The sequence below is a fragment of the Neobacillus sp. Fa239 genome, assembly GCF_055395235.1.
Genome location: NZ_AP041611.1, coordinates 3,291,838 through 3,315,204, shown reverse-complemented (window position 1 = coordinate 3,315,204; position 23,367 = coordinate 3,291,838). Strand labels below are relative to the sequence as shown.

Here is a 23,367-nt window from a genome sequence, read left to right as displayed (position 1 = left end):
TGAAATTGAACTGGATAGAATTGCATAGGAACGACTTTTACAGAAGGTTGAGTTTTTATCGAAAAAGATTGTATACACTCTTTTTTTGTTTCAACTATTTGTATTTTTTTGTTAAATTTGACAAAACATAATAAAAAAGGAGTTGCGATAGCATGAGAAGAACAAAGCCTGAAATAAATTTCCCTGAGACATTTTTACAAATTGCATTAGGAACAGCCGTAAGTATAATTCAAGGGTTAATCATATATAAATCCATTAAGAATGAATTACAAAAAGGTAATAAGCAAAAGAAATCTGAGGCTGAATAAGTCTCTTTTTATTTGTGAATAAGCTTGAGCAAAAATAGTCTTGTTAACAACTTCCTATCAGTTCAAAGAGAGCGAACCGGAGCTCTCTTTTTTCGTATATAATGCACCGCATTGCGATAAGGAAATCATTTTGGACCGTTCATACCGGTGCATTATAGTTTATGAATTGTTTACTTTGTACCGAATCAGAATCGCCCCCATGTATTTGAAAAAGGAAAATGCCAGTTTAGAGCAATAGCCATATTAACTGATTGTTATTTTTTGTTGTAAAAACTAACATTTCCAAATACTCTGTATTTTTTAAATTCAAGTTTAAGTCCTTTGAAATATGAGTTATAATTAAAAGTATGTTGGCATAATGTTTGCACGGGTTGTCAGAAATTTTCTGCCAAGCCAAAACGCACATAGATGTAGATGATAAGCCAAACTTCGGGTTCTACATGAAGTGGGAGTTAATTATAACCTATTTAGAGGAGACGAAAACATTGTCACTAGAATTATTATCAAAAAACACAGCAGATGTTTTTAACGCTTTTATTAAGCAGCCCCATTGGAATAAAGTTGAACTGCAAGAAGGGATCAAAAAGCTTTTATTAGAAATTAGAGAAAGTGTGGGTTCTCAAGAAGAATATTTAGAGACACTCTTAGGAAATGTTATTTTTCAATATGCACATACGAATACTGCATTATCTTTTTTAACAGAGTGTATTGAAGAGGAACAGTTTTTCCCACAGGAAAGCTTTCAATCGATCATGGCGGATGTTCCTAGACAAATCGAAGAATCTAATTTCATAATTGAAAATATGCCTAGGTTTAAGGAATTGGTCTACAAAGGCTCAACCATTGAAGAGCAAGTTGTCCATGCCGAATGGTTTTTTGTCCATACAAAGCTAGTAAATAATTTATTGGTTGAATTTATAGGGACATTCCTCCATCAGGATAATAGGGATTTTATGGCGAATTACTTGGAATATTCTTCTAAAGTAGTCATTGATGCTATTACGCAATTTTGCGAAACTTATACTAATCTTATTATAGAAGAGCTAAACACGGTTACTAATTAGAAAGCTGATCTTTGGTAAAAGAAAGGTTTTTCCAAATATACGATTAAGTGGGATTTCTGAGAAAGAAAATCCCACTTAATCGATTTGGTTACAAATTTGTGAGACCATGATAAAAGGTAATCATTTTAGAAAAATTATGATATAGTGTTCTCGTAAGCTTCTTATATCTTTCCACATTTACCTCTGTATTTTACCTTCTGCGTTCATCAATGATTAAATTTTTCCATTCTATTTTCACCAATCATTTCTTTAATTCTTATAAGAAAGGAGACGGTATTTTAGCAATAAACTACAATTAATTTTCCGTCATGTAAAAACTTCATTTTAAAACCTCCAATTTTTTTCTACAACTTTTCACTCCATCTACAATTCTTTGTTTTTCAAAAAAATAAACTATTGAGGTGAGCGAATAAATGGCGTCGATCATGCTTTATTCGAAGTGTCCGAAATGTGAAGGGATTGCGGTCTTGGATGATTATTATAAAATGGGTGACCAATATCTTTGGTGCGAGAGATGTGGATATAATTATCAAAAAGAACAGGACTATTATGATTCAAAAAAAAATCAGATATTTTTTAAGGAAACAGAACAAATAGGGTATGGGATATTTAAAATTGTTAATAAAGAAGGAAAAAGCCAATTAGTCCCAATCCATTCTCCTTTAACAGAAGATTTAATTGAGGAATATAAAAAGGAAATGGAACGAGAAGACATCGATAAAGAAAAATGCTATTTGGTTTCATTCATGGATGATAAACTAGAGGTATTATTTGGTGAGGTTCCGGAATTATATTTATTAACATATGAGGAGTACAAAAAGGTACATCCTGATTTTGATCCATATTATTTACAAGGAGTTACGCTATATTTTTAGTATGAAATTAAAGACAAAGTAAACGATGATTGATAATTCAACAAAATCATTCCAGTAAAGCGGTAATTGACAGGATGGAGAAGGTGGAGGTCAATCAGAGTTCGGTAATTGACAGGATGGAGAAGGTGGAAGCCAGTCAAAATGCGGTAGTTGGCAGGATGGAGAAGGTGGAAGCCAGTCAGAATGCTGTGGTTGGCAGGATGGACAAAGTGGAAGCCAGTCAGAATGCTGTGGTTGGCAGGATGGACAAAGTGGAGGCCAGTCAGAATGCTGTGGTTGGCAGGATGGACAAAGTGGAAGCTAGTCAGAATGTATTGGTTGGTAGGATGGACAAGGTGGCAACCAGTCAGAATGCGGTAGTTGGCAGGATGGACAAGATGGAGACCAGCCAGCGTGAATTAGTGAAAAGTCAAAAAGCAGTAGTAGGTAGGATAGATAAAGTGGAAGCCAGGCTAGAAAACGTGGAATTAGGCCAAAATGAAATTAAAGAAATGATTAAACATACTACTACCTTAATGACAGAGAATTTCACATTTATTCGTCAAGATATGAGGACATTTCAAAATGATGTTAATGCGGATATTGACCTATTATTCAATGAGGTCGCGAGTGTTAAGCGAAAAGTGAATAAGTTTGAGCAAAAATAGTCTTAAATAAGAGATATGATCAGGTGGTAATTGTAAATAGCTTGGAAAATTTGCTTTGCCAAGCTATTTTTTCTCAAAATTGAAGTAGGATCATCTCAGTCCCTCTAAACGATGATTATCAGGTCAACTTAACTACTCGGCATGTAGAGATAAACTTAGGAAATGTTGAAATTGTTTAATAACATTGTAAGGTAAAGGTAACTTTATCAAATTGTCTTCTCGATAATTCCTCTTTTTTTATACAAAAATACAGCAGCCCACAATCTCCCCACATAACACCTAAATCTTCTTCGTCAGAGTCTATTTGGAATAATAACACAGCTTCTTTGCGATTGTCATATAACTCTTCGAAAACGTCATTTTGGACATTAAATGGTTCTCCTAACATATAATGTGCCGGTACAATATTCCCATCATCATCTTCCGGCTGCATTAGCTGTTGGCGGAATTCCAAAAAATTCTCTGCTTCATCTTCATTTTCAAATAAAATGTTCTCAGGCTCTTCGGAAATCGTATACATGTTTTTAAAAGTCACTTTGTATGCATCTAATGGGTAATAAACTTCATTTTCGACCGGATAGTCTCTTCTACTCAATGCAGCCAGGTCTCCATCGAAATAAAGCACTTTATAACATCCTTCATCTTCTTCAAAGCCCCATGGTTGTTCATAAGCATCGTAAAATAGATATAGAATACCGCTATCAGGAAGTAGATTGTCTTTATCAAATGGTTTTGCCTGTTTAAGGTTTATTTGACCCATAAACCATAAATAACCTTTTTCGTATCGAGGAAATTCCATTTCTGCAGGCATATCTGGCAGGCCGCCCAATTTTGAAGATCCAATTGGAATATCCTGTTCATTCACTTTTACCTTTTCCAACCTTAAAGAGTTCTTCAAAGAGGAAGTAATCATTGACTTTTTATGATATAACTCATATTCGCGAAGTAATTGGTCAATGTTTTGCATGATTTTTAACCCCCCATAATGTATTTTATTAGAATATTAATTGTCCGAATATCTTAAAGTGATTATATCATTATTCTGAAATCGTTAAATAATTTATAATCTAATAAAATCTTAAATTCAAAGAGAGCGAACCCGAGCTCTTTTTTCGTATGTAATGCCCATCCAATTTGTTATTATAAAGTCGGTGAAAATTTACATATTACATAATAAGGGAGTGAACCAAAATGATACGGTTTGGAATAGTTGGAACCAATTGGATTACGGATCGATTTTTAAAAGGAGCTCTTAAAGTAGATGGATTCTCATTGAATGCTGTTTATTCAAGAAGTGAGGAAAGGGCGGAGGAGTTCGCACTTAAATACAGTGTTTCAAACAAGTTCACCAGTTTAGAGCAGATGGCAAAGAGCAATATAATTGATGCAGTTTATATTGCCACTCCAAATTCGCTTCATGCCGAACAAGCCATTCTCTTTTTAAAAAATGGTAAGCATGTTTTATGTGAAAAGCCTTTTGCTTCTAACACAACAGAAGTAAAAAAAATGATTGAAACAGCTCAAAAACACAACGTATTGCTGATGGAAGCGATGAAATCAACCTTTTGTCCAAACTTTAAAAGCATTCAGGACAATCTATATAAGATTGGAATGATTCGCAGATTTACAGCTGTTAAGAATCAATGTTCATCCAGCTATCGTACGTATTTAAACGGGGCATTGCCAAATGCTTTAAATCCGGAATTATCCAATGGGTCGTTAATGGATATTGGTGTATATGGGATTTATCCGATTCTCTTTCTTTTTGGTCCTCCCAAAAGCATCGCAGCCTCTTGCTACAAATTGAAATCAGGAGTTGATGGTGGCGGTACAATCTTAATGCATTATGATGATAAAGAAGCAATCGTGATGCATTCCAAAACAACAAACTCCAATCTTCCATCCGAAATACTGGGGGAGAAAGGCACCATCTTCATTGATAGCATTTCTTCCCCTACAAAAGTTGAAATCCAATATACAGATGGAAAAATAGAGGATATCACAAGACCGCAGGACAATGATCCGTTTTGTTATGAAGTTGAGGAATTTATCCGGTTAGTAAAGGAAGGTAGAATGGAATCCTCCATTAATACAAACGAACTATCCGTTCAAATAATGGACATCATGACCAAGGCGAGAAAACAAATGGGGATTACTTATCCTGCTGATAAACAGTGAAAATATGATTCGGTTGCTTAACTGTAAAAAGCTTGGCAAATTTTTTTGCCAAGCTGCTTATCTTAAATTGAAGCAAGGTCGAATACGTCAGCCCTAGACAACTGACAGTTCACTACCATTTAAAGTGGTGGATTTTCCACTCCTAAATGAATCCAATCTTCTTTGGGAGGTCCATAAACCCCAAAAGGCTTAATTCCAGCTTGTCGCAATAGTACGGTTACTTGCCCACGATGATGAACAATATGTTTTATAAGCCCCATAAGGATGCTTGCATTTGATTCCTGTCTTCCAAAAGCTGTTTGGATTTGTTTTAAAGAATCATCTGTCCACTGTTGTTCTATTGCTTTAGCAGCTTGAGAGCTTACATTCCTATACGTATCGGCAATTTCTTTTGCGGAACGGGGGACATTATCTGCATTTTCAATTCTTTCAATCTCTAACCCAAAATGCGCTAAATACTCTGGTATATTGGTGGTAAAATGCCAGGCTATCCGGCCCAAAGAACGGCCGCCAGGGTAAACTTGTTGTTTTAAGGCTGCATCAGTCAAGCCATCCAAAACTTGTTGTGTTAACATTGCTTCTCTATTCCATTCTTTTATAAAATCCGAAATCGTTATGTACATACTTTTCCTCCTATAATCAATTTAAAATAAATTATAAAACATTTGTTCTCATATTCAAATAGAATTGTCGGATCTCTAAAAAAGAGAAAAGTGCCAGAAAACGACAAATTTTTCGACTTCTGGCACTTTTTACTTTTGGCTTATATATCAAAATGAATATCAAACTTTCAACATCCGCCTTAATGATGAAGTGGCTCCCCAAATTCCAATGAAAACACCAAAAAGAAGAAGACTAGAACAGAAAATTGGTATGAGAGGGAGAGGGGAAAGCAACTCGATAAAGTCTATATGGATATAGTGACTAAAATAAAGATACACAACATAATAGCCGGCCCCGATGAGCAAGCTGGCAATGAATGCTCCTAACAGTCCGATTATCGAACCTTCGATAAAAAATGGAAACCGCACAAAACCGTTTGAGCCGCCGATCAATTTTCTCAGTTGTATCTCTTTTTTTCTGGCTATAACAGTTATTTTGATTGTGTTCGTTACAGTATGAACAGCAATCAAAGTGAGAGTAAGAATAAAAATCAAACCGATCCAACGAGCCAGGTTTGTGGAGGTAAGTAAAGGGCCGACAACGTTTTTCGCAGAGACGACTTTATACACCGGCGCAAGCTTCCCTAATTTGTCGGCTACACCCGCAACATCCTGTGGCTGTTCAGTTTTAATAACCAATTGATCATTTAAAGGATTTTCTTCTTTTAATGTTTTAAACGCTGCACCTTCATCCCCTAAGGTTTTCATAAAACTTTTAAGGCCTTGGTTTTTAGAAATAAACGTAAGGGAACTTACGTGTTGATAGGATTTGATTGTTTGGGTTAGATTTTTCAGGTCATTGGAATGGCCGTTTTTTAGATAAACATGGATTTCTACATTTTTCTCAACATTTTTTGACATTTGGTTTAAATTTACTAACAGCAACGCCGTAAGCCCAACGAGGAAAATCATCACACCTAAAGAACTAACCGAAGTGATGGTCATCCAGCCGTTCCGTTTAAAATTTTTCATTCCTTCGCTTACGTCCCGATACAAGTACGTATTCTTAATCAACTTATTCGCACCTTCCTTTGATCATTCTGAAGAATGCTTCCATTTTCGATTACAATCACTCGTTTTGTCGTCCGCTCAATCAACTCTTTATGATGAGTGGTCATGATAATCGTTGTACCCCGTTTATGGATTTCTTCAAAAATACTCATGAACTCCCAAGATGTTTCACTATCTAAAGTGCCGGTAGGTTCATCGGCGACAATCATTTTTGGCTGGTTGACAATCGCTCTTGCGATGGCTACCCGTTGTTGTTCTCCACCTGATAATTCATTTGGAAAACAATTCGCTTTTGCGCTAAGCCCAACTAATTCCAGTGCATGCTCGACATTTTTTCGGATGCTTTTCATTGGCACACGAATCGTTTCTTGAGCAAAAGCGACATTTTCATAAACGGTCATTTCCGATATCAATCGAATATCTTGAAAAACCATTCCAATCGTTCTTCTAAAAAGACGAAATTTCTTTCCTTTTAAGCTGGATATATTGATTCCATTTACAAATATTTCTCCGCGTGTCGGTTTTTCTTCTCTTGTAAAGAGTTTATTAAGCGTAGATTTACCTGCTCCACTTTCACCCATAATCAAGACAAATTCTCCTTGGGAGATATGGAGATTTATATTATTTAATGCTTGCACGCCATTTGGATACACTTTTGTTACATCTTGCAACTGAATCAATTTCTTCACTCCTTTCAGTAAAACATCCTGATCTATTCATCTAATTTCTCTAGATGATATTGATCAATAATTCTAATCAATTTGTTGGCATACTCTGGGTCTGTTGCATATCCCGCGTCATCAATTCCATGCGCGTAATCCCTTATACTCGTAACGTTCTTCAAATATTTTTGAAACCTTGGTGTTAATAATAGGTTTGCATGATCGACCATACAGTCATAATAAGTGGAATATTTAGCAAATGGAGCTGTTATATAAATTTCTTGACCATTTACATATTCCGTTGTTTGCATCGCGACCGATCCTGCTGTGCCTGTTCCTTTTATTCCAAATAAATTTTTTGCATCATAAGCTAGGCCGGATAAACCATTATAACTGCCCAAACTTTCTAGGATAATTTGTCCTATCGTTATCGAAGCGGGAACTCCCATATTTTGTTTCAGTTTCAGGGCATCTGGGATAAATGGTGCGATAATCGAGGTTATCATTTGAACATTTCCAGGAGAATTTTCATTATGATTGATTAAAGCAAGAATGGTCTTTGCATTTTTTTGTAACAATTCAAGTGCGTCCGTTTTTCCCTTTTCTTCCTTTTCTAATTTCTGTTTCTTCATTTTCAGGGTATTCGACAATTTTAGTTTTTCCTTTTTGTTTTGCAGTGGAGTGGATTTTATTTGATCCAGCTCTGCTTTTGCTTTCATCATCGATTCTTGTAAGAGTGGGAGCTCTTTTTTTATGCTCTCCATTTTGTTTTGGTCAGCGATGTACGATTCAATAAATTGCTTATCTTGATTGACGATTTTATCATAAGCAAAGATATGATCGATAAACTCTCCGAAACTCTTAATCGAAAAGATGACATTTAAAACAGACATTTGTCCACCTGTTCGATAATAAGAAGCCATCCTGTCTTTAAATTCTTCTTTTCTACTATCAAGCAAAATACTGATTCTTTTATAATCCTGTTTTAAATTGTTTATTTTCAAATTTATTTCATTTAATTTATTTTCTTTTTTTAGAATTTGATCATTTGCTGCTGCCAGTTGTTGATCAATTTCATCAATTTTATTCTTCGCTGCTTCCAAATCATGCTGAACTTGCTGCTTTTGCTTTTTAATTGCCGATAAATCCGTTTTGATTTTCTGCTGTGAGCTTTGTAATTCTGATTGAAATGTTTCGGCCTTTGCGGCAATAGGAGCAGTCATTAAAGTAAGTACACAAGCTGATAGCAAATAGACCTTTTTATCCATCGTTCCGATCCTACCTTTTTAATAATCTATGTATTTAGGGGGTTAAGAATAATAGCAACAAAAGTACCCGTCATTCACTCCGTTTTTGATACTAACAAAACAAGATTGAAATAACGTGTTGTTTTGATAACGTTTTACGAACAATTGTGTTTCAATTTGGGAACAGATTAATGATTTGAATCAGTTGAAATAAGGTACAATGTCAATTTGCAAACAACAAATGACCGATTTTTATTGAACTTTATAACTGATCGATAAAAAGCTGCGGTACCGCACTAGGATCAAGAGTGTCCTCAGTTATCGGTTGGGGGACAGGTTAAGCATCCGAATAGACGGAAAAATTTCGCTTAATCAGTAATTATTATATAAAAAGGCTTAAATAGAAGGAGAGATTCCGCCTATTGACTCAAAAAATTCGAAAATGAGACATTTTGCTTTGCATAATCGGAGAACTTCCCCTTATATACCCCGAAACGAGCTCTATTCTGCATCTAAGCGAAAATTCTCCGCTTATTTTACTTTTGCTAGTCACTCGATTAGGGACAAGACATCTTATTAAAAAGGGGTTACTGACTTTTCAATTTTTAAAATCCTGCATTTAGGTACTTGTACCAAAAATTTGTTATCATGAATTTAGTAAATAATAGGAGATGATGGGTGAATGGAAAAGAAAGTTCAAATTGGCAAAACAGATTTAATGGTCAATCCGATTGGTCTTGGAACCAATGCGGTTGGAGGTCATAATTTATTTAAAAATCTTGATGAAGCGGCCGGAAGAGAGTTGGTTCGAACGGGGCTCGCAAATGGGATAAATTTTTTAGATACGGCTTTTATCTATGGGCCAAGACATTCGGAAGCCATCGTTGGAGAAGTGGTAAAAGAAAGTGGTAACCGTTCAGAAATCGTCATCGCCACGAAAGCCGCCCATAAAATTGTTGGGAATGAAGTGGTAATCGATAATTCACCCACTTTTTTAAAGGAATCAATCGATGAAGCTTTAAAACGTCTGCAAACCGATTACATAGATTTATTTTATATTCATTTTCCTGATCAAGTGACACCAAAGGAAGAAGCGGTTGGAGCCTTAAAGGAGCTAAAGGATGAGGGGAAGATTAGGGCCATTGGCGTTTCCAATTTTTCCATCGAACAGTTAAAAGAAGCCAATAAGGATGGTTATGTCGATGTTTATCAAGGCGAGTATAACCTATTAAGCCGGGATGCGGAGAAGGAATTGTTTCCATATGTATTGGAACACCGGATTTCCTTTGTGCCTTATTTCCCGCTTGCATCTGGATTATTAACCGGTAAATATAATAAAAACACCAATTTGACCGAAAAACGCGGGAAATTCTTTCAAAAGGATGTATTTGAAAAAACCTTGGAGAAAGTTGAGCAGCTGCGAAAAATCGCGAATGACAAAAATGCCGAGGTCGCTCATGTCGTACTTGCTTGGTACTTAACTCGTGAAGCAATCGATGTAATCATTCCCGGAGCAAAGCGAGCGGACCAGGTGCTAAATAATTTAAAAACTCTTGACGTTCGTTTAACATCAGAAGAAATTCAGGAAATCGATCGTATTTTTCAAGCGTGACAAATCATTCAATATAATATAAGAAGGATGAGACTATCATTCGAAAAAAAGTTTGATATTAGGGGAAGGGAAAAATCATGCCATTAGAAATTGTTCGCCATGATCTTACAAAGATGAAAGTAGATGTGATTGTCAATGCTGCGAATCCAGCCCTAAGAATGGGTGGCGGTGTGTGTGGTGCAATCTTTCAGGCTGCGGGCGCCAAGGAACTGCAGGCGGCATGCAACCAAATAGGCGGATGTAAGACAGGAGAGGCCGTTATCACTGATGGGTTTCAGCTGGATGCCAAATATATTATTCATACACCTGGACCAGTCTGGCAAGGAGGAGCGAATCAAGAAGCTGCTTTGCTAAAGGCATCTTATCTTAACTCCTTGGAGCTGGCAAAAAATCATCGATGTGAATCGATTGCCTTTCCATTACTTTCGACAGGCATTTATGGATATCCAAAGGAGGAGGCTCTCGAGATTGCCGTTTCCGCCATCAGTTCCTTTTTACTAAATCATGACATGCTCGTTTATCTGGTTGTTTTTGATAAAAGTTCTTTCAAGCTGAGCAAGAAATTGTTTTCATCCATTCGTGAATATATTAATGAGCATTATGTAGATGAAGTGGAACACACTTTCAGTCGGAATAGGGAAGAACGATATTTATTAGAAAATCAAGCGGAGGTTTTTAGAGAAGCAGCACAAAACTTGGTTGACCTGTTGGATGAGCTTGAAGAATCTTTTTCTAAGCGGCTGTTTCGTTTCATTGATGAAAAAAGCATGACAGATGTGGAGACCTATAAACGGGCCAATATCGACAGGCGGTTATTCTCGAAAATTCGGAATGAAAATGATTATTCTCCTAAAAAGAAAACGGCCGTTGCTTTTGCGATTGCCTTACATTTAAGTATAAAGGAAACAAATGAGCTTCTGGAGGCTGCGGGTTATACCTTGTCACATAGCAGTAAATTTGATGTGATTGTTGAGTTCTTTATTCAACAAGCCAATTACAATATTCACGAAATCAATGAGGCCTTATTTGCTTTTGACCAGCCATTGCTTGGTGCTTAAAATGTCGCTTTTCAAGCGACCTTTTTTTATGTGCGCTTGGCAGCGCATCGCTCTAATGGGTGAAAGTCCCTAACATGCCGTTGTGGCGGAAATGTATAGCTGACAGGTAGTGCGAGTATCGTGAGATTTCGTGCGGAGGACTTGAAGGCAAAACTCGGAACAGGTGGCTGTAACCATGTTGGCTGGTAAGGTGGGATAACCTTGCATAAAATGGGGATGTCCAATACCACTCTGTATCTTATTAGTTATGAGGACTGGATTCGAGTGAAAGGCGATGAACGTGACCCAAGGAGATCTCATCATCTCCACCGTAGGTGGTAACTCTTTTTCAAAGCCGCGAAGGACAAGAAATGGATTATGGAAGGTGAGAAGTCAGAGCAGGGGATAGTAGTGAATAAACTTGTTGGAAACGCCACAAAGACAAGTGACTTATCACAAAGTTGATAAGGCGGGCACTGACTCAAAAGGCAGTGGACTGATGCGAAGCCCGTCTGTCCATCGAAGAAAAGCAATACGAACTTATTTACTCGTCATGTACTAAACAGAAGTCGATGAGGCAGAAAGCCGAAGAATCGAGACCGAAAGAAAGTAGGTTGTTTAGGGCGAAGTACTAATATCAAATATCAGCCATTGGTTTACCTATTCAGTTGATATTGTATTGGGAAAGGAATCGAATGCATGAATGAATCAATAGGAAAACGAAGCTTACGTGTAGTGGAGAATTCTAAAAAGAAACGCAAGTGGTACAGCCTAATGGATAAATTATGGAACTATCAAAACCTGGAACAAGCTTTCTATGACGTGAAGAAAAATCGCGGTTCACACGGAGTGGATAAAGTAACGATTAAAGATTATGAAATTGAATTGGAACACAACTTAAGAGTGCTCCAAGAATCTTTGCGTTTGAAAACATATCGTGCAAAACCAGTTAGAAGAGTTTTTATTCCAAAAGCTGATGGTACAAAACGTCCACTGGGAATTCCAACAGTAGAAGACCGAGTTCTCCAAGCTGCAACTAAAAGAATACTTGAACCAATCTTTGAACAGAAATTCTTAGACTGTAGTTTTGGATTTCGTCCGAACCGTAGTGCACATATGGCGATAGACAAAATCCGAAAGGATTTGATGGATGGGTACACCTTTGTAATTGATGCCGATATAAAGACTTATTTTGATTCAATTCCTCATGATAAGCTTATCGAATTAATCAAAGAAGAAGTTGTGGATAATAGAGTATTGGCGCTAATTTTGCAGTTCTTAAAATCGGGAATCCTTGAAAATGGTATTTTCTATGAGAGTGACAAGGGGAGTCCTCAGGGTGGCGTAATCAGTCCATTGTTAGCGAACATCTATTTGCATCCGCTCGATGAAATGATGATGGAAAGAGGTCACCGTATTACAAGGTACGCGGATGACTTCGTCATCTGTTGCAAATCCCGAAAGGGAGCAGAAAGAGTACTAAGAACGGTAGTGAAGCTCTTAGATGAAAAGTTAGGATTGAAAGTGCACCCAGACAAAACTAAGATTGTAGACAACTACGAAGAACCGTTTATCTTCTTAGGGTATGTTTTCAAAAGAGGATATTTCCATTCTCCATCAGACAAAGCAGTAAAGAAGTTTAAGAAAAGTATCAAAGATGTAACGAAAAGAAATCTAACAGTTAACCTGGAAGAATTCGTCAAGCATCGATTAAATCCCATTATTAGAGGATGGGGAAGATACTTTGGAATTGGCTTTTCAAAAAAACTATTTCAAAAATTGGATACATGGATTCGAAGAAGGCTAAGAATGATTCAGTTAAGAAGCTGGAGAAAAATAAGAAAGCTCCACAGGGAGCTTCGGAAAAGGAATTGGAAGGGTGAACTTCCGCATCTTTCAATGACTAGATGGAGGAATTCTAAGACTGAGCACGTTCATTTTGCGATTCCGAATGAAAGGTTTCGGGAAATTAAACTTGTTTTTCTTTTAGACATATACAACGAACTACATCCCCAAAGGGGATAAAGTGGAGGAGCCGTATGCGATGACCCGCACGTACGGATCTGTGAGAGGCGCATGAAATTTCTCATGCGCCTACTCTATTTGATTCCTGTTATCCTTTGTTTATGAAAGAACGGAGGATGATAAACATGAAAAACATGAAAAACAACTTAACAGAATTAGTGTTCATTTTAGACAAAAGCGGCTCGATGGCCGGGCTTGAGGCCGATACCATTGGCGGATATAATGCCATGTTGTCCAAACAACAAAAGGAAGAAGGAGAAGCGGTTGTGACAACGGTCTTATTCGATCACCAATATGAATTACTGCATGACCGGATCAACGTAATAGGCATTTCTCCTCTTACCGAAAAAGACTATGAAGTAGGAGGGACCACTGCATTATTGGATGCCATCGGTTTTACCATTCAAAAAATCGTGAATGTTCAAAAGAGAACGAGTGAAGATGAACGGGCAGAAAAGGTCTTATTCGTCATTACAACAGATGGGATGGAAAACGCCAGCCGTGAATTCACAGCAAACAAAATTAAAAAGATGATCCAGCAGCAAAAAGAGGAATATGACTGGGAATTTCTGTTCCTTGGCGCAAATATCGATGCGATCTCAACCGCTGCGAAATTTGGCATAGAGGAAGACTTCGCTGTCGATTACTATGCTGACGCTGCCGGAACACAGGTTAATTACGAAGCGGTGAATGAAGCAGTAAGCAGTCTCAGAAACGGGAAAAAGATTGATCGCAGCTGGAAAAAGGGAATTGAAAGAGATTATAATCAGCGCTTGAGAAATGAATGAAAAACTTCTTTACCAGGTTCGTTTCTGAAGTAACATAAATTGCAGTTGAACCCTCAAGCAACTAACAACGTAATTAGCATAAAAATGGCTCAGCCTCTGAGCCATTTTTCAATTTATGAAATTGTAATTCTCAACCGATTTACAGAAGAGTTTGCAGGATATCGACTGGATTTTTCCATTTTAACAAATCATTCAATTGGAAAATTCTATCCTATTATGGGTAGAATGGATTGATAAGTACAGAAAGTTGAAGGTGATCCCAAAATGAACCATAAACAAGAAGCAATCTCTTTTAAGGCAAATAAAAAATAGCTTGCCATTCCCAAAGAAATGCGCAGACAATTGGAACGAAATGTCTGGTGTGTTTCTTGTAGTGATGTCGTTCAAATTAAAAATTATGTCGTCAAAGAAGCTCCACCCGGTATTGCTTTGGAAGGAAAATGTCAGAAATGCGGCTCCGACGTGGCAAGATTTATTGAATAGAAAGACGAGGGAGAAAAATGATTGAATTAGAAAATAATTGGTTGAAGGTAAGTATCGCAAGGAACGGAGCAGAAGTTCGAAAAGTGATGCACAAGCAAAATGGCCTAGACTATATGTGGACAGGGGATAGCGCCTATTGGGGACGTGTCTCTCCTGTCTTATTTCCAATTGTTGGACGGTTAAAGGAAGATCAATATCAACTGGATGGGAAGACCTTCAAAATGTCTCAGCATGGCTTTTTGCGTGACGTTGAATTTCATGTTGATGAGCAGACAACCACAACCGCTTCTTTTGTGTTTGAGTCCGCTGGACGCTTCATTCATGTTTATCCTTACGAATTTAAAGCGATTATTCGTTATATCCTCCAAGAGGACACACTGCTTGTTCAGTGGGAAATCGTGAATGAAAACAAGGAAGAGATGTATTTTTCAATTGGAGCACATCCTGCCTTTAAATTACCACTTGTAGAAAATGAAACGATCGAGGACTATCGTTTACACTTTACACCTGCAGCAAATAGGGAAGTGATGGAATATGAACTAGTAAATGCTCTTATTCATGAAAAGGGTGGGGCAAATGACCTTTCAACTATTCCACTTGCTCCCTCTTTATTTGCACATGATGCTCTCATTTACAGCAATATTGATCAAATTACATTGCTATCTAATAAATCCAGTCACGGTGTAGAAGTTTCATTCGAAAAATCCCCATTTGTTGGGATTTGGTCGAAATATATGGAAGCTGATGGGACGATGGCGCCATTTGTTTGCATTGAGCCATGGTACGGCATTGCCGATACTTATCATACATCCGGGAACCTGAAGGAAAAGCTTGGAGTGAATAAGCTGGAAGAAGGAGAGACGTTTCAAGCTGAGTATAAAATGAAGTTTAAATAAAAGTAGTTTTAATGACAGGTTCTATCTATCTGATATAGGATGGAAGTGTATATATGAGAGGAGTGTTTTCATGTTACATATCGGAATTATTGGCTTAGGGGCGATTGGACAACGATTAATCAAACAAATACAACAGCATTCCAAGGTGGAGATTGCGGCAGTATGCGACCGTTTAGAGTCAATGGCAAGAGAAACCGCGGATGCCCTTGGTGGTGTTGAAGTTTATACAGACTATCAAAACTTACTTGCAGACCAGCGAGTGGATCTCGTCTATGTAGCTGTCCCACCGAAATTCCATCATCAGATCGTGATGGATGTTCTAAAGGCTAAAAAGCATGTTCTTTGTGAGAAGCCTCTTGCTAACTCGTTGGAAGAGGCAAAAGAGATGGCTGAGGCTGCAAAAGAAGCAAATGTCGTCCATGCGATGAACTTCCCACTTAATTACGAAAACGCAGCAAACAAATTTGCGGAATTGATCAAACAAGATTATATTGGAGAGCTGCGTCGATTACAACTCACGATGCATTTCCCTGAATGGCCTCGTTTGTGGCAAAAGAATGATTGGGTAGGCGGAAGAGAGCAAGGAGGCTTTGTTCTTGAAGTGGGTGTCCATTTTATTCAACAAACTTTAAAGATATTTGGCGGGGTCAAGAATATCCAAACACGCTTGGAATTGCCGAATGTTCCGGACAAATGCGAGACAGGGATCATCGCGACCGCTGAGCTGGAAGACGGAACTCCCATCTTGATTGAGGGATTAAGCCAAATTGCTGGTAAAGAATATATTGGATATACGGCATATGGATCAGAAGGCATATTATCACTGGAAAATTGGGCTGAATTAAAGGGTGGAAAAAATGGTGAAGAACTTAATGCCATCCCTGTTGAAGAAACCATGACCTCTAGCTTAATTGATGAATTAGTGAAAGCAGTGAATGGGGAAGAAGCAGAGCTTTATGATTTTGAAGTAGGTCTTAGAGCACAAGAGGTGCTAGAAGAATTACGGAACATGTAAGGTATTTGCATTTCAGCTATTATTGAGTGACAATCCACCCTCTAACTTAAGGGTGGATTATTTGTTTTTAAATGACATCACATAATGAAAATGCAAAAAATGTTCAAATATCATTCACAAATCCATCTATCCATGATATGATAAAAAAGATTTATAGAGTATGAAAATTCATTGATGACAGTTAATGAAGAATTGACTGCTTGTCCTGTTTTTTCATAGGATCTATAGCGGGAAAGATTGCTAGTATGTTGAAATGCGCAGCTATCAGCCCACTGTAAACGGTACATGCCTTGGCGTGTAAACCGATTTATAGTGGGCTTTTTTGCGTTTGCAGTGCGTTCATCTAAACATTTCATTTTCTTGAACAATGTGGCGAAAGACTGTCCTTTGAAGCTTTGTCGACGTTGCTTTCATGAAAAGACTAAGAGAATATCAAAGAGGAGGAGTTGATTTGGCGTTTCATAATCCCCATCACATCGCGGAAATAGCCGTTGTGACTGGAACGAAAAAAGCCGAAATGACGGCTGGACATGCACTTATATTAGGATTTTTAGGAGGAGCATTTATTGCACTTGGTTTCTTATTAGATATTCGAGTGACGTCTTGTTTGCCGAAGGAATGGGGGACTCTAAATGCGCTGTTGGGCGGGGCCGTTTTTCCATTAGGCCTTATTTTGATTGTAATGGCTGGGGGAGAATTGTTAACAGGAAATATGATGGCACTTCCGATTGCCGTTTTAGCGAAACAGGCAACAGTACGACAATTACTGAGAAATTGGGTGTTCATTCTGGTAAGTAATTTTATTGGAGCGATTTTCGTAGCTTATTTCTTTGGTCACGTTGTCAGGTTAACGGAAACAGGTCCGTTTCTTGCGAACACTGTTGCAATCGCTCAAGCGAAACTAGACGAAACCTTTATCCAGAGCTTAATTTCCGCAGTTGGCTGTAACTGGCTCGTTTGTTTAGGCGTTTGGCTTAGCTTCGGAGCAGATGATATCAGGGGGAAAATGCTTGCCATTTGGTTCCCGGTTATGGGGTTTGTCGCGATTGGCTTTCAAAACGTTGTGGCGAACATGTTCGTCATCCCTGCCGCCATCTTTGCTGGTCACTTCACATGGGGGGATTATTTCGCAAATTTCGTTCCGGTCGTCATTGGAAATGCCATTGGAGGCGGACTGTTTGTCGCATTCATCTATTGGTTGGTTCATAAGAAATCTCTTATACAAGAAAAGCCAGGTATGAGGAAAGCAGGATAATGATTAATAGGTTTAACTGCATACTTAACGTCATATTAATAGTTTTATAGATGGATAAAAATGATTTCGCGTTCAGAGATTCATTAGAAATCTTTGCTTTTATCATGGGAGGACTTACGGTGAAAGAAAAGGTAAAGGTTCTTATAAATGGAACTACACATGAGGTAGAAATAGGGACTCGTATTTTAGATTATTTACTAAAACAGGAAATGGAGCATCCGCACATTTGCTATTCTGAGGTTCTTGGACCGGTTCAGAGCTGTGATACCTGTATGTGCGAAGTAAACGGCAGCATTATGCGCGCATGTTCGACTGAATTGGAAGATGGTATGGAAATTTTAACCTCTTCAGAGCTCGCGAAACAAGCTCAAGAAGAAGCTATGGACCGTATTTTGGAAAACCATCTATTATATTGCACCGTTTGTGATAATAATAATGGGAATTGCCGTGTCCATAATACGGCAGAAATGATGGGAGTTGAACACCAAACACGTCCTCATCGCTCAAAGGGCTACGAAGTTGATAAGTCACATCCGTTTTATCGCTATGATCCTGATCAATGTATCCTATGCGGCCGCTGTGTTGAGACATGTCAGGACCTTCAGGTGAATGAAACGCTTACGATTAATTGGGAAAGCAATCAGCCGCGTGTTTTATGGGACGGAGGTAAAAGCATTAACGAATCCTCCTGCGTATCCTGTGGTCAATGTGTGACTGTTTGCCCTTGTAATGCTTTAATGGAAAAATCCATGCTAGGGAATGCGGGATTTATGACAAGCATTTCCGATGACTTGCTTACACCCATGATTGACATCGTCAAAGCGGTAGAGCCTGATTATCAAACGATTTTTGCCGTTTCTGAAGTAGAAGCAGCGATGCGTGAAACCCGCATTGAGAAAACGAAAACCGTTTGTACGTTTTGCGGCGTAGGCTGCACCTTTGAAGTTTGGACAAAGGATCGGGAAATCCTTAAAATTGAACCATCTGAAAACGCTCCTGTAAACAGTGTTTCCACCTGTGTAAAAGGGAAATTTGGATGGGATTACGTTAATTCAAAAGAACGGATTACCACACCTTTAATTCGTCAAGGTGATGTGTTTGTGGAAGCAAGCTGGGACGAGGCGCTTTCTTTCGTCGCAAAGAAACTGGGCGGTATTAAAGAAACGTACGGCAGTGAGGCGATCGGGTTTATTTCATCCTCCAAAATCACCAATGAGGAAAACTATCTCATCCAAAAGCTGGCACGTCAAGTGTTTGGAACCAATAACGTGGATAACTGCTCCCGTTACTGTCAGTCACCTGCTTCATGGGGATTACAGCAAACCGGTGGCATTGGCGGCGACTCCGGAACCATTAAGGATATCGCGGGTGCAGGGCTTGTTCTCCTTGTGGGATGCGCGCCTGCAGAAGGACACCCTGTACTTGCAACACGTATTAAACGAGCACACAAACTTCACGGCCAAAAATTAATCACCGTAGACGTGCGCAGACATGAAATGGCTGACCGTGCAGACTTGTTCGTACGGCCTAAACAAGGAACGGATTATGTTTGGCTCTCTGCTATTACGAAGTATATCATTGACCAAGGCTGGCATGATGTGAAATTTATCACAGAACATGTCAATCACTATGATGAGTTTTTGAAAATGATGGAGCCTTATGGTCTTGAAGAGGCAGAGAAGAAGACAGGTATTCCAAAAAAAACTTTAATCCAAATGGCAGAAATGATCCATGATGCCGATGGAACGGCGATTTGTTGGGGAATGGGTGTAACGCAAAATATCGCGGGTTCACACACATCTGCTGCCATTGCCAACCTGCTGCTTGCAACAGGCAACATGATGCGGCCAAACGCTGGTGCCTATCCATTACGCGGACATAATAATGTTCAAGGCGCAGCTGATATGGGAACGATGCCAAATATCTTCCCTGGCTATCAATCCGTAACCAATGACGAAATCCGTGCAAAATTTGAAAAGGCTTATGGGGTAGAACTCCCTGCAATTCCTGGTCTTGACAATATTCAAATGCTCGAAGCTATTAATAAAGGCGAAATGAAGGCGATGTTCATCGCTGGAGAAGATATGGCATGGGTTGATGCTGACTCGAATCATACACAGGAAATGCTCTCTCAGTTAGATTTCCTTGTCGTACAAGAAATCTTCTTAAGCACAACTGCCCAATTTGCCGATGTTATATTGCCAGGGACTCCTTCTCTTGAAAAAGATGGAACGTTTACTAATACGGAGCGCCGCGTGCAGCGCTTATATCAAGCATTACAGCCATTGGGCGACAGCAAACCGGACTGGTGGATTCTTACACAGCTAGCAAAACAGATGGGCTTCGAATGGAACTATACGCATCCTAGTGAAATTTTTGCGGAAATGGCAAGCTTAACGCCTTTCTTTAGCGGGTGTAACTACGATGTTCTCGAAGGGTGGAACAGTTTCCACTGGGGATCACCGGATGGAACGAACACGCCGTTGCTTTTCCAAGACGGCTTCAATTTCCCGGATAAAAAAGCTCGCTTCGGTTTATTCGATTATGTGCCGCCATTAGAGTTCCCGGAAGAATTCGATCTCGCGTTGAATAATGGACGTCTCTTGGAGCACTTCCATGAAGGGAACTTAACTCAGAAATCAGAGGGACTTACCTACAAGTTTTTGTAGAGGTATCTCCTGCGCTTGCGAAAGAACGCGGCGTCAAGGACGGTTCACTTGTTCGTCTTGTATCGCCGTACGGAGCTATTAGACTGCCTGTTCTAGTTACCGATCGGGTGACGGGAAAGACCGTGTATGTGCCCATGCATTCCTCAAGCCACGAGAGTGCGGTTAACCTGCTTACGGGTGGGGCCGTGGATGTCGTGACACATACACCAGCTTACAAACAAGCGAAAGTGCGAATGGAAGTCCTTGAACTGGACGGAGAAAATCCACTTCCAAGGTACAATCCGCGTAATGCGACTCGCACTCCGCAATTGGGCCTTGAAATTTACCGCAAGTGGGAACGCGGTGACTACGAGCCAATTGCCAGTGTAAATGAGCATGTTAAGCCTGGTTTCTATGACAGGAGGAATGCGTAATGGCAAAACCGATTAAGGCGATTCAAAAAACAGAATTAACAGAAGAACAAAAAAAAATGCAATCCCTGGACAACCTTCTCTCCGGGGTTGCACAAAATAAGGAATCTCTGCTCGAGACGTTGAATCTGCTGCAGGAATTACACGACAGCGGTATAACGGACGCTTTAGGAAGTCTTCTAAAAGCAAAAGAGAAAGCAGCAAAAATTGCGGTCGGACAAATGACACGAAAACCGGTTACCAATATGATCAATAATGCCTTGGCCGCCGGCGGTATATTGACGGAACTGGATCCGGAAACAACAAGCAAGCTCGCAAATAGCGTGAAGGTCGGATTGCAAAAGGCCGAAGAAGGATTAAAGGCTGATTTTAAGATCGGGCTCTTTGATTTGATAAAGGCCATAAAGGATCCTGATATCAATCGCGCCTTAGGCTTTGGATTTAACCTGTTAAAAGGAATCGGAGAGGGCTTACAAGAGTAACAGTGAAATACAACCTACTCGGTTATGAATAGGTTTCCTCTTTTTCATTAACTCTAACGTTAGAGTGAGGAGGGACAATCAATGACAAAGAACATGGAGCATCAATTTAGTATGCTCGTTCGCGAAATCAGGAAAGAATATGTAGGAAATGGACCGAAGGAAATCCTCACAAAATTTATCGGTTCGTGGGCGGTTAGTGAGATGAAGGGTAATCTCACGAATATAGAAAAGTTTATGCTTCAATCAGAACAGGGCAATCAGATGGTACATGAAACCAGAACCAGATTTGTGAAGGAAATTTATAAAAAGCCAGAAGTTCTTTTGCGGTTTGAAAACTTGATGGAAAGAAAGGTAGTGCGGCTATTTTCCGATGTTAATATCGAAGAAGATATTGCCATGACGGTATTTGTATTTGACAAACCTATCGAGGGGAAATAATTAGGAGTGAAAACGTATGGATCAGCCTATAAAATTGGAAAGCCAAGTGTGGCGGTATGAGGAAGGAGCCTTACACAAAGTAACAGATACAATCGTTACCGAATTTCCCATAACCATTATTCTTAACGAACAAGAATTCGCTACACTGGTTTGCAGCCCTGAGCATATAGAAGAGTTAGTAATTGGCTTTTTGGCATCTGAAGGCATGATCCGAAGCTACAAAGATATTAAAGAGCTTACTATTATAGAAGCAACAGGCCGCGCCATTGTTCAGACACACAAGGTTAATAAACTAAACGAATTGTTCCATTCTAAACGAGTGGTCACATCTTGTTGTGGGAAAAGCCGGCAAAGTTTTTATTTTTACAATGATGCCATAACAGTAAAACCCCTTGAAAATGTAGATGTGACCATAGCAATCGACGAATGTTTTCATTTAATGAAACTTTTGCAGGATTCGTCTTCGATCTTCCAGGATACAGGCGGAGTTCATAATGCCGCCCTTTGCGACAGAGACGGCATCATCGTCGCCAGAACAGACATTGGGCGTCATAATGCCCTGGACAAAATCTATGGGTATTGTTTGCAGTACTCCATACCTCTTTCAGATAAAATGATTGTTTTTAGCGGCCGTATCTCCTCGGAGGTCTTGCTCAAAGTAGCCAAAATTGGATCCGGGATCGTGTTGTCCAAATCTGCTCCCACAGAATTGGCTCTCAGACTGGCGGAAGAACTGAATATTACGACAGTTGGGTTTCTCCGACATCAATCCTTAAATATCTATACAAGACCCGAACGTATTGAGGTCAAAGATTTACAATTAACTTGAAAATGGGGCGTTCCTTTAATGATCATGACTTTTGAACAACCAAAATACACATTTACCGGAAACGTCTTTTGCTGGACCGGACATGTTTCATACATGTTCGGTTGTTTTTTTATTGTATTTTATTTTAAACACTTAAACCACAACAAAATTGATTTTGTCCGATATCTGCAAACAAATTAATTGAAAGCTTTTACATAAGTCTAAACCGCGATGAAGATAATAAATTAACATTTCTATCAAGAAGGTGTGCGTTTATGGTTTCTGATTTTCAAACAGAATTAGGTCATTTACCGATTATTTTCCTTCGTCTCTTTCTTGCATTTATTGCAGGCAGTTTAATCGGATGGGAAAGAGAAACGAGTGCCGATTTGCCGATTGATCATCAAGGTTCGATGTACCGTATATTTTCATTGGTTTGTATTGGTGCCTGTATGTTTACGATTGTTGGCCAATTTGGTTTTTCTAAATCGTTATCTGCACCAGATCGAATTGCATCAAACGTGGTTACAGGGATTGGCTTTTTAGGGGCAGGGCTAATATGGAAAGATAAAGGAGGGGAGATTCATGGTTTACCGACAGCTGTTGGTATATGGGTAAGTGGAGCTATCGGAGTTATGATTGGGGCAGGAAATTATATGACCGGGTTAATGGGAGCAATCATGACCTATTTAATCATGGATATTCCCCATCGATTTCCACATCTATTCAAAAAAAGAAAATGATAGCTTGAATAAACAATTGTACAAGATTTCTCTGGCTTTCATAAAATATAAG

General features: G+C 38.9%; 21 protein-coding genes and 1 pseudogene. 17 read left to right on the top strand and 5 right to left on the bottom strand.

All coding sequences use genetic code 11. The annotated features are described in order from the left end of the window. Positions 1–152 precede the first annotated feature (152 nt). The 4 genes from ACZ5XR_RS16115 to ACZ5XR_RS16100 all read left to right on the top strand — a co-directional run bounded on the left by ACZ5XR_RS16115 (position 153) and on the right by ACZ5XR_RS16100 (position 2,894). Complete coding sequence (locus ACZ5XR_RS16115; RefSeq protein ID WP_464497312.1) at positions 153–308, top strand: hypothetical protein; 156 nt, start codon at positions 153–155, stop codon at positions 306–308. 485 nt (positions 309–793) lie between these two features. Next, positions 794–1,372 carry a hypothetical protein gene (locus tag ACZ5XR_RS16110; protein ID WP_464497311.1) on the top strand — a complete coding sequence of 193 codons (579 nt, stop codon included), beginning with the start codon at positions 794–796 and terminating at the stop codon, positions 1,370–1,372. Between the two features lie 467 nt (positions 1,373–1,839). After that, positions 1,840–2,247 carry a hypothetical protein gene (locus ACZ5XR_RS16105; protein WP_464497310.1) on the top strand — a complete coding sequence of 136 codons (408 nt, stop codon included), beginning with the start codon at positions 1,840–1,842 and terminating at the stop codon, positions 2,245–2,247. Between the two features lie 83 nt (positions 2,248–2,330). Beyond that, entirely contained in the window at positions 2,331–2,894 is a 564-nt protein-coding gene (locus ACZ5XR_RS16100; RefSeq protein WP_464497309.1) for a hypothetical protein, read from the top strand. Between the two features lie 175 nt (positions 2,895–3,069). Here ACZ5XR_RS16100 and ACZ5XR_RS16095 read toward each other — a convergent pair whose 3' ends face one another. Beyond that, positions 3,070–3,861, bottom strand: coding sequence for a YwqG family protein (locus tag ACZ5XR_RS16095; protein ID WP_464497308.1), 792 nt, complete (start codon positions 3,859–3,861; stop codon positions 3,070–3,072). A 224-nt stretch (positions 3,862–4,085) separates the two neighbouring features. On the opposite strand from ACZ5XR_RS16095, the gene ACZ5XR_RS16090 reads away from it, so the two are divergent. After that, positions 4,086–5,072, top strand: a complete 987-nt coding sequence (locus tag ACZ5XR_RS16090) for a Gfo/Idh/MocA family protein (protein WP_464497307.1) — start codon at positions 4,086–4,088, stop codon at positions 5,070–5,072. 119 nt (positions 5,073–5,191) lie between these two features. On the opposite strand, the gene ACZ5XR_RS16085 is transcribed toward ACZ5XR_RS16090, so the two are convergent. The 4 genes from ACZ5XR_RS16085 to ACZ5XR_RS16070 all read right to left on the bottom strand — a co-directional run bounded on the left by ACZ5XR_RS16085 (position 5,192) and on the right by ACZ5XR_RS16070 (position 8,675). Next, on the bottom strand, positions 5,192–5,695 hold the full coding sequence (locus ACZ5XR_RS16085) for a DinB family protein (RefSeq protein ID WP_464497306.1): 504 nt from the start codon (positions 5,693–5,695) through the stop codon (positions 5,192–5,194). A 159-nt stretch (positions 5,696–5,854) separates the two neighbouring features. Then, positions 5,855–6,748 carry a permease-like cell division protein FtsX gene (gene ftsX / locus ACZ5XR_RS16080; RefSeq protein ID WP_464497305.1) on the bottom strand — a complete coding sequence of 298 codons (894 nt, stop codon included), beginning with the start codon at positions 6,746–6,748 and terminating at the stop codon, positions 5,855–5,857. After that, a complete protein-coding gene (gene ftsE / locus ACZ5XR_RS16075; protein ID WP_464497303.1) occupies positions 6,745–7,425 on the bottom strand; it encodes a cell division ATP-binding protein FtsE in 681 nt (226 codons plus the stop codon). The genes ftsX and ftsE overlap by 4 nt, the downstream gene beginning before the upstream one ends. A gap of 32 nt (positions 7,426–7,457) precedes the next feature. Next, positions 7,458–8,675: a glucosaminidase domain-containing protein gene (locus ACZ5XR_RS16070; RefSeq protein WP_464497302.1), complete on the bottom strand. Its 1,218-nt coding sequence runs from the start codon at positions 8,673–8,675 to the stop codon at positions 7,458–7,460. 661 nt (positions 8,676–9,336) lie between these two features. Between ACZ5XR_RS16070 and ACZ5XR_RS16065 the strand changes: the two genes are divergently transcribed. From ACZ5XR_RS16065 to ACZ5XR_RS16010, 12 genes and pseudogenes are all read left to right on the top strand, one after another. Continuing rightward, entirely contained in the window at positions 9,337–10,266 is a 930-nt protein-coding gene (locus ACZ5XR_RS16065) for an aldo/keto reductase (protein ID WP_464497301.1), read from the top strand. A gap of 77 nt (positions 10,267–10,343) precedes the next feature. After that, entirely contained in the window at positions 10,344–11,324 is a 981-nt protein-coding gene (locus ACZ5XR_RS16060; RefSeq protein ID WP_464497300.1) for a macro domain-containing protein, read from the top strand. A 678-nt stretch (positions 11,325–12,002) separates the two neighbouring features. Continuing rightward, complete coding sequence (gene ltrA, locus ACZ5XR_RS16055; protein ID WP_464497298.1) at positions 12,003–13,328, top strand: group II intron reverse transcriptase/maturase; 1,326 nt, start codon at positions 12,003–12,005, stop codon at positions 13,326–13,328. A 134-nt stretch (positions 13,329–13,462) separates the two neighbouring features. Beyond that, positions 13,463–14,116, top strand: coding sequence for a vWA domain-containing protein (locus tag ACZ5XR_RS16050; RefSeq protein WP_464502340.1), 654 nt, complete (start codon positions 13,463–13,465; stop codon positions 14,114–14,116). 500 nt (positions 14,117–14,616) lie between these two features. Further along, a complete protein-coding gene (locus tag ACZ5XR_RS16045) occupies positions 14,617–15,495 on the top strand; it encodes an aldose 1-epimerase family protein (RefSeq protein ID WP_464497297.1) in 879 nt (292 codons plus the stop codon). A gap of 70 nt (positions 15,496–15,565) precedes the next feature. Next, positions 15,566–16,510, top strand: coding sequence for a Gfo/Idh/MocA family protein (locus ACZ5XR_RS16040; protein WP_464497296.1), 945 nt, complete (start codon positions 15,566–15,568; stop codon positions 16,508–16,510). A 451-nt stretch (positions 16,511–16,961) separates the two neighbouring features. Then, a complete protein-coding gene (locus tag ACZ5XR_RS16035; RefSeq protein WP_464497295.1) occupies positions 16,962–17,765 on the top strand; it encodes a formate/nitrite transporter family protein in 804 nt (267 codons plus the stop codon). Between the two features lie 104 nt (positions 17,766–17,869). Continuing rightward, positions 17,870–20,847, top strand: a pseudogene (fdhF, locus tag ACZ5XR_RS16030) (formate dehydrogenase subunit alpha). Beyond that, complete coding sequence (locus ACZ5XR_RS16025; protein WP_464497294.1) at positions 20,847–21,326, top strand: helical membrane plugin domain-containing protein; 480 nt, start codon at positions 20,847–20,849, stop codon at positions 21,324–21,326. The pseudogene fdhF and the gene ACZ5XR_RS16025 overlap by 1 nt, the downstream one beginning before the upstream one ends. Positions 21,327–21,407: 81 nt before the next feature. Continuing rightward, entirely contained in the window at positions 21,408–21,764 is a 357-nt protein-coding gene (locus ACZ5XR_RS16020; protein ID WP_464497293.1) for a Na-translocating system protein MpsC family protein, read from the top strand. A gap of 16 nt (positions 21,765–21,780) precedes the next feature. Then, positions 21,781–22,593, top strand: coding sequence for a formate dehydrogenase accessory sulfurtransferase FdhD (fdhD, locus tag ACZ5XR_RS16015; RefSeq protein ID WP_464497292.1), 813 nt, complete (start codon positions 21,781–21,783; stop codon positions 22,591–22,593). Between the two features lie 254 nt (positions 22,594–22,847). Further along, on the top strand, positions 22,848–23,315 hold the full coding sequence (locus tag ACZ5XR_RS16010) for an MgtC/SapB family protein (RefSeq protein ID WP_464497291.1): 468 nt from the start codon (positions 22,848–22,850) through the stop codon (positions 23,313–23,315). Positions 23,316–23,367 lie beyond the last annotated feature (52 nt).

Excerpts from the sequence above, each read along its gene's own strand:
- ACZ5XR_RS16115 (WP_464497312.1), top strand. The coding sequence starts at position 153 with ATGAGAAGAACAAAGCCTGAAATAAATTTCCCTGAGACATTTTTACAA.
- ACZ5XR_RS16095 (WP_464497308.1), bottom strand. The coding sequence starts at position 3,861 with ATGCAAAACATTGACCAATTACTTCGCGAATATGAGTTATATCATAAA.
- ACZ5XR_RS16090 (WP_464497307.1), top strand. The coding sequence starts at position 4,086 with ATGATACGGTTTGGAATAGTTGGAACCAATTGGATTACGGATCGATTT.
- ACZ5XR_RS16085 (WP_464497306.1), bottom strand. The coding sequence starts at position 5,695 with ATGTACATAACGATTTCGGATTTTATAAAAGAATGGAATAGAGAAGCA.
- ACZ5XR_RS16070 (WP_464497302.1), bottom strand. The coding sequence starts at position 8,675 with ATGGATAAAAAGGTCTATTTGCTATCAGCTTGTGTACTTACTTTAATG.
- ACZ5XR_RS16065 (WP_464497301.1), top strand. The coding sequence starts at position 9,337 with ATGGAAAAGAAAGTTCAAATTGGCAAAACAGATTTAATGGTCAATCCG.
- ACZ5XR_RS16060 (WP_464497300.1), top strand. The coding sequence starts at position 10,344 with ATGCCATTAGAAATTGTTCGCCATGATCTTACAAAGATGAAAGTAGAT.
- ltrA (WP_464497298.1), top strand. The coding sequence starts at position 12,003 with ATGAATGAATCAATAGGAAAACGAAGCTTACGTGTAGTGGAGAATTCT.
- ACZ5XR_RS16050 (WP_464502340.1), top strand. The coding sequence starts at position 13,463 with ATGAAAAACAACTTAACAGAATTAGTGTTCATTTTAGACAAAAGCGGC.
- ACZ5XR_RS16045 (WP_464497297.1), top strand. The coding sequence starts at position 14,617 with ATGATTGAATTAGAAAATAATTGGTTGAAGGTAAGTATCGCAAGGAAC.
- ACZ5XR_RS16040 (WP_464497296.1), top strand. The coding sequence starts at position 15,566 with ATGTTACATATCGGAATTATTGGCTTAGGGGCGATTGGACAACGATTA.
- ACZ5XR_RS16025 (WP_464497294.1), top strand. The coding sequence starts at position 20,847 with ATGGCAAAACCGATTAAGGCGATTCAAAAAACAGAATTAACAGAAGAA.
- ACZ5XR_RS16020 (WP_464497293.1), top strand. The coding sequence starts at position 21,408 with ATGACAAAGAACATGGAGCATCAATTTAGTATGCTCGTTCGCGAAATC.
- fdhD (WP_464497292.1), top strand. The coding sequence starts at position 21,781 with ATGGATCAGCCTATAAAATTGGAAAGCCAAGTGTGGCGGTATGAGGAA.
- ACZ5XR_RS16010 (WP_464497291.1), top strand. The coding sequence starts at position 22,848 with ATGGTTTCTGATTTTCAAACAGAATTAGGTCATTTACCGATTATTTTC.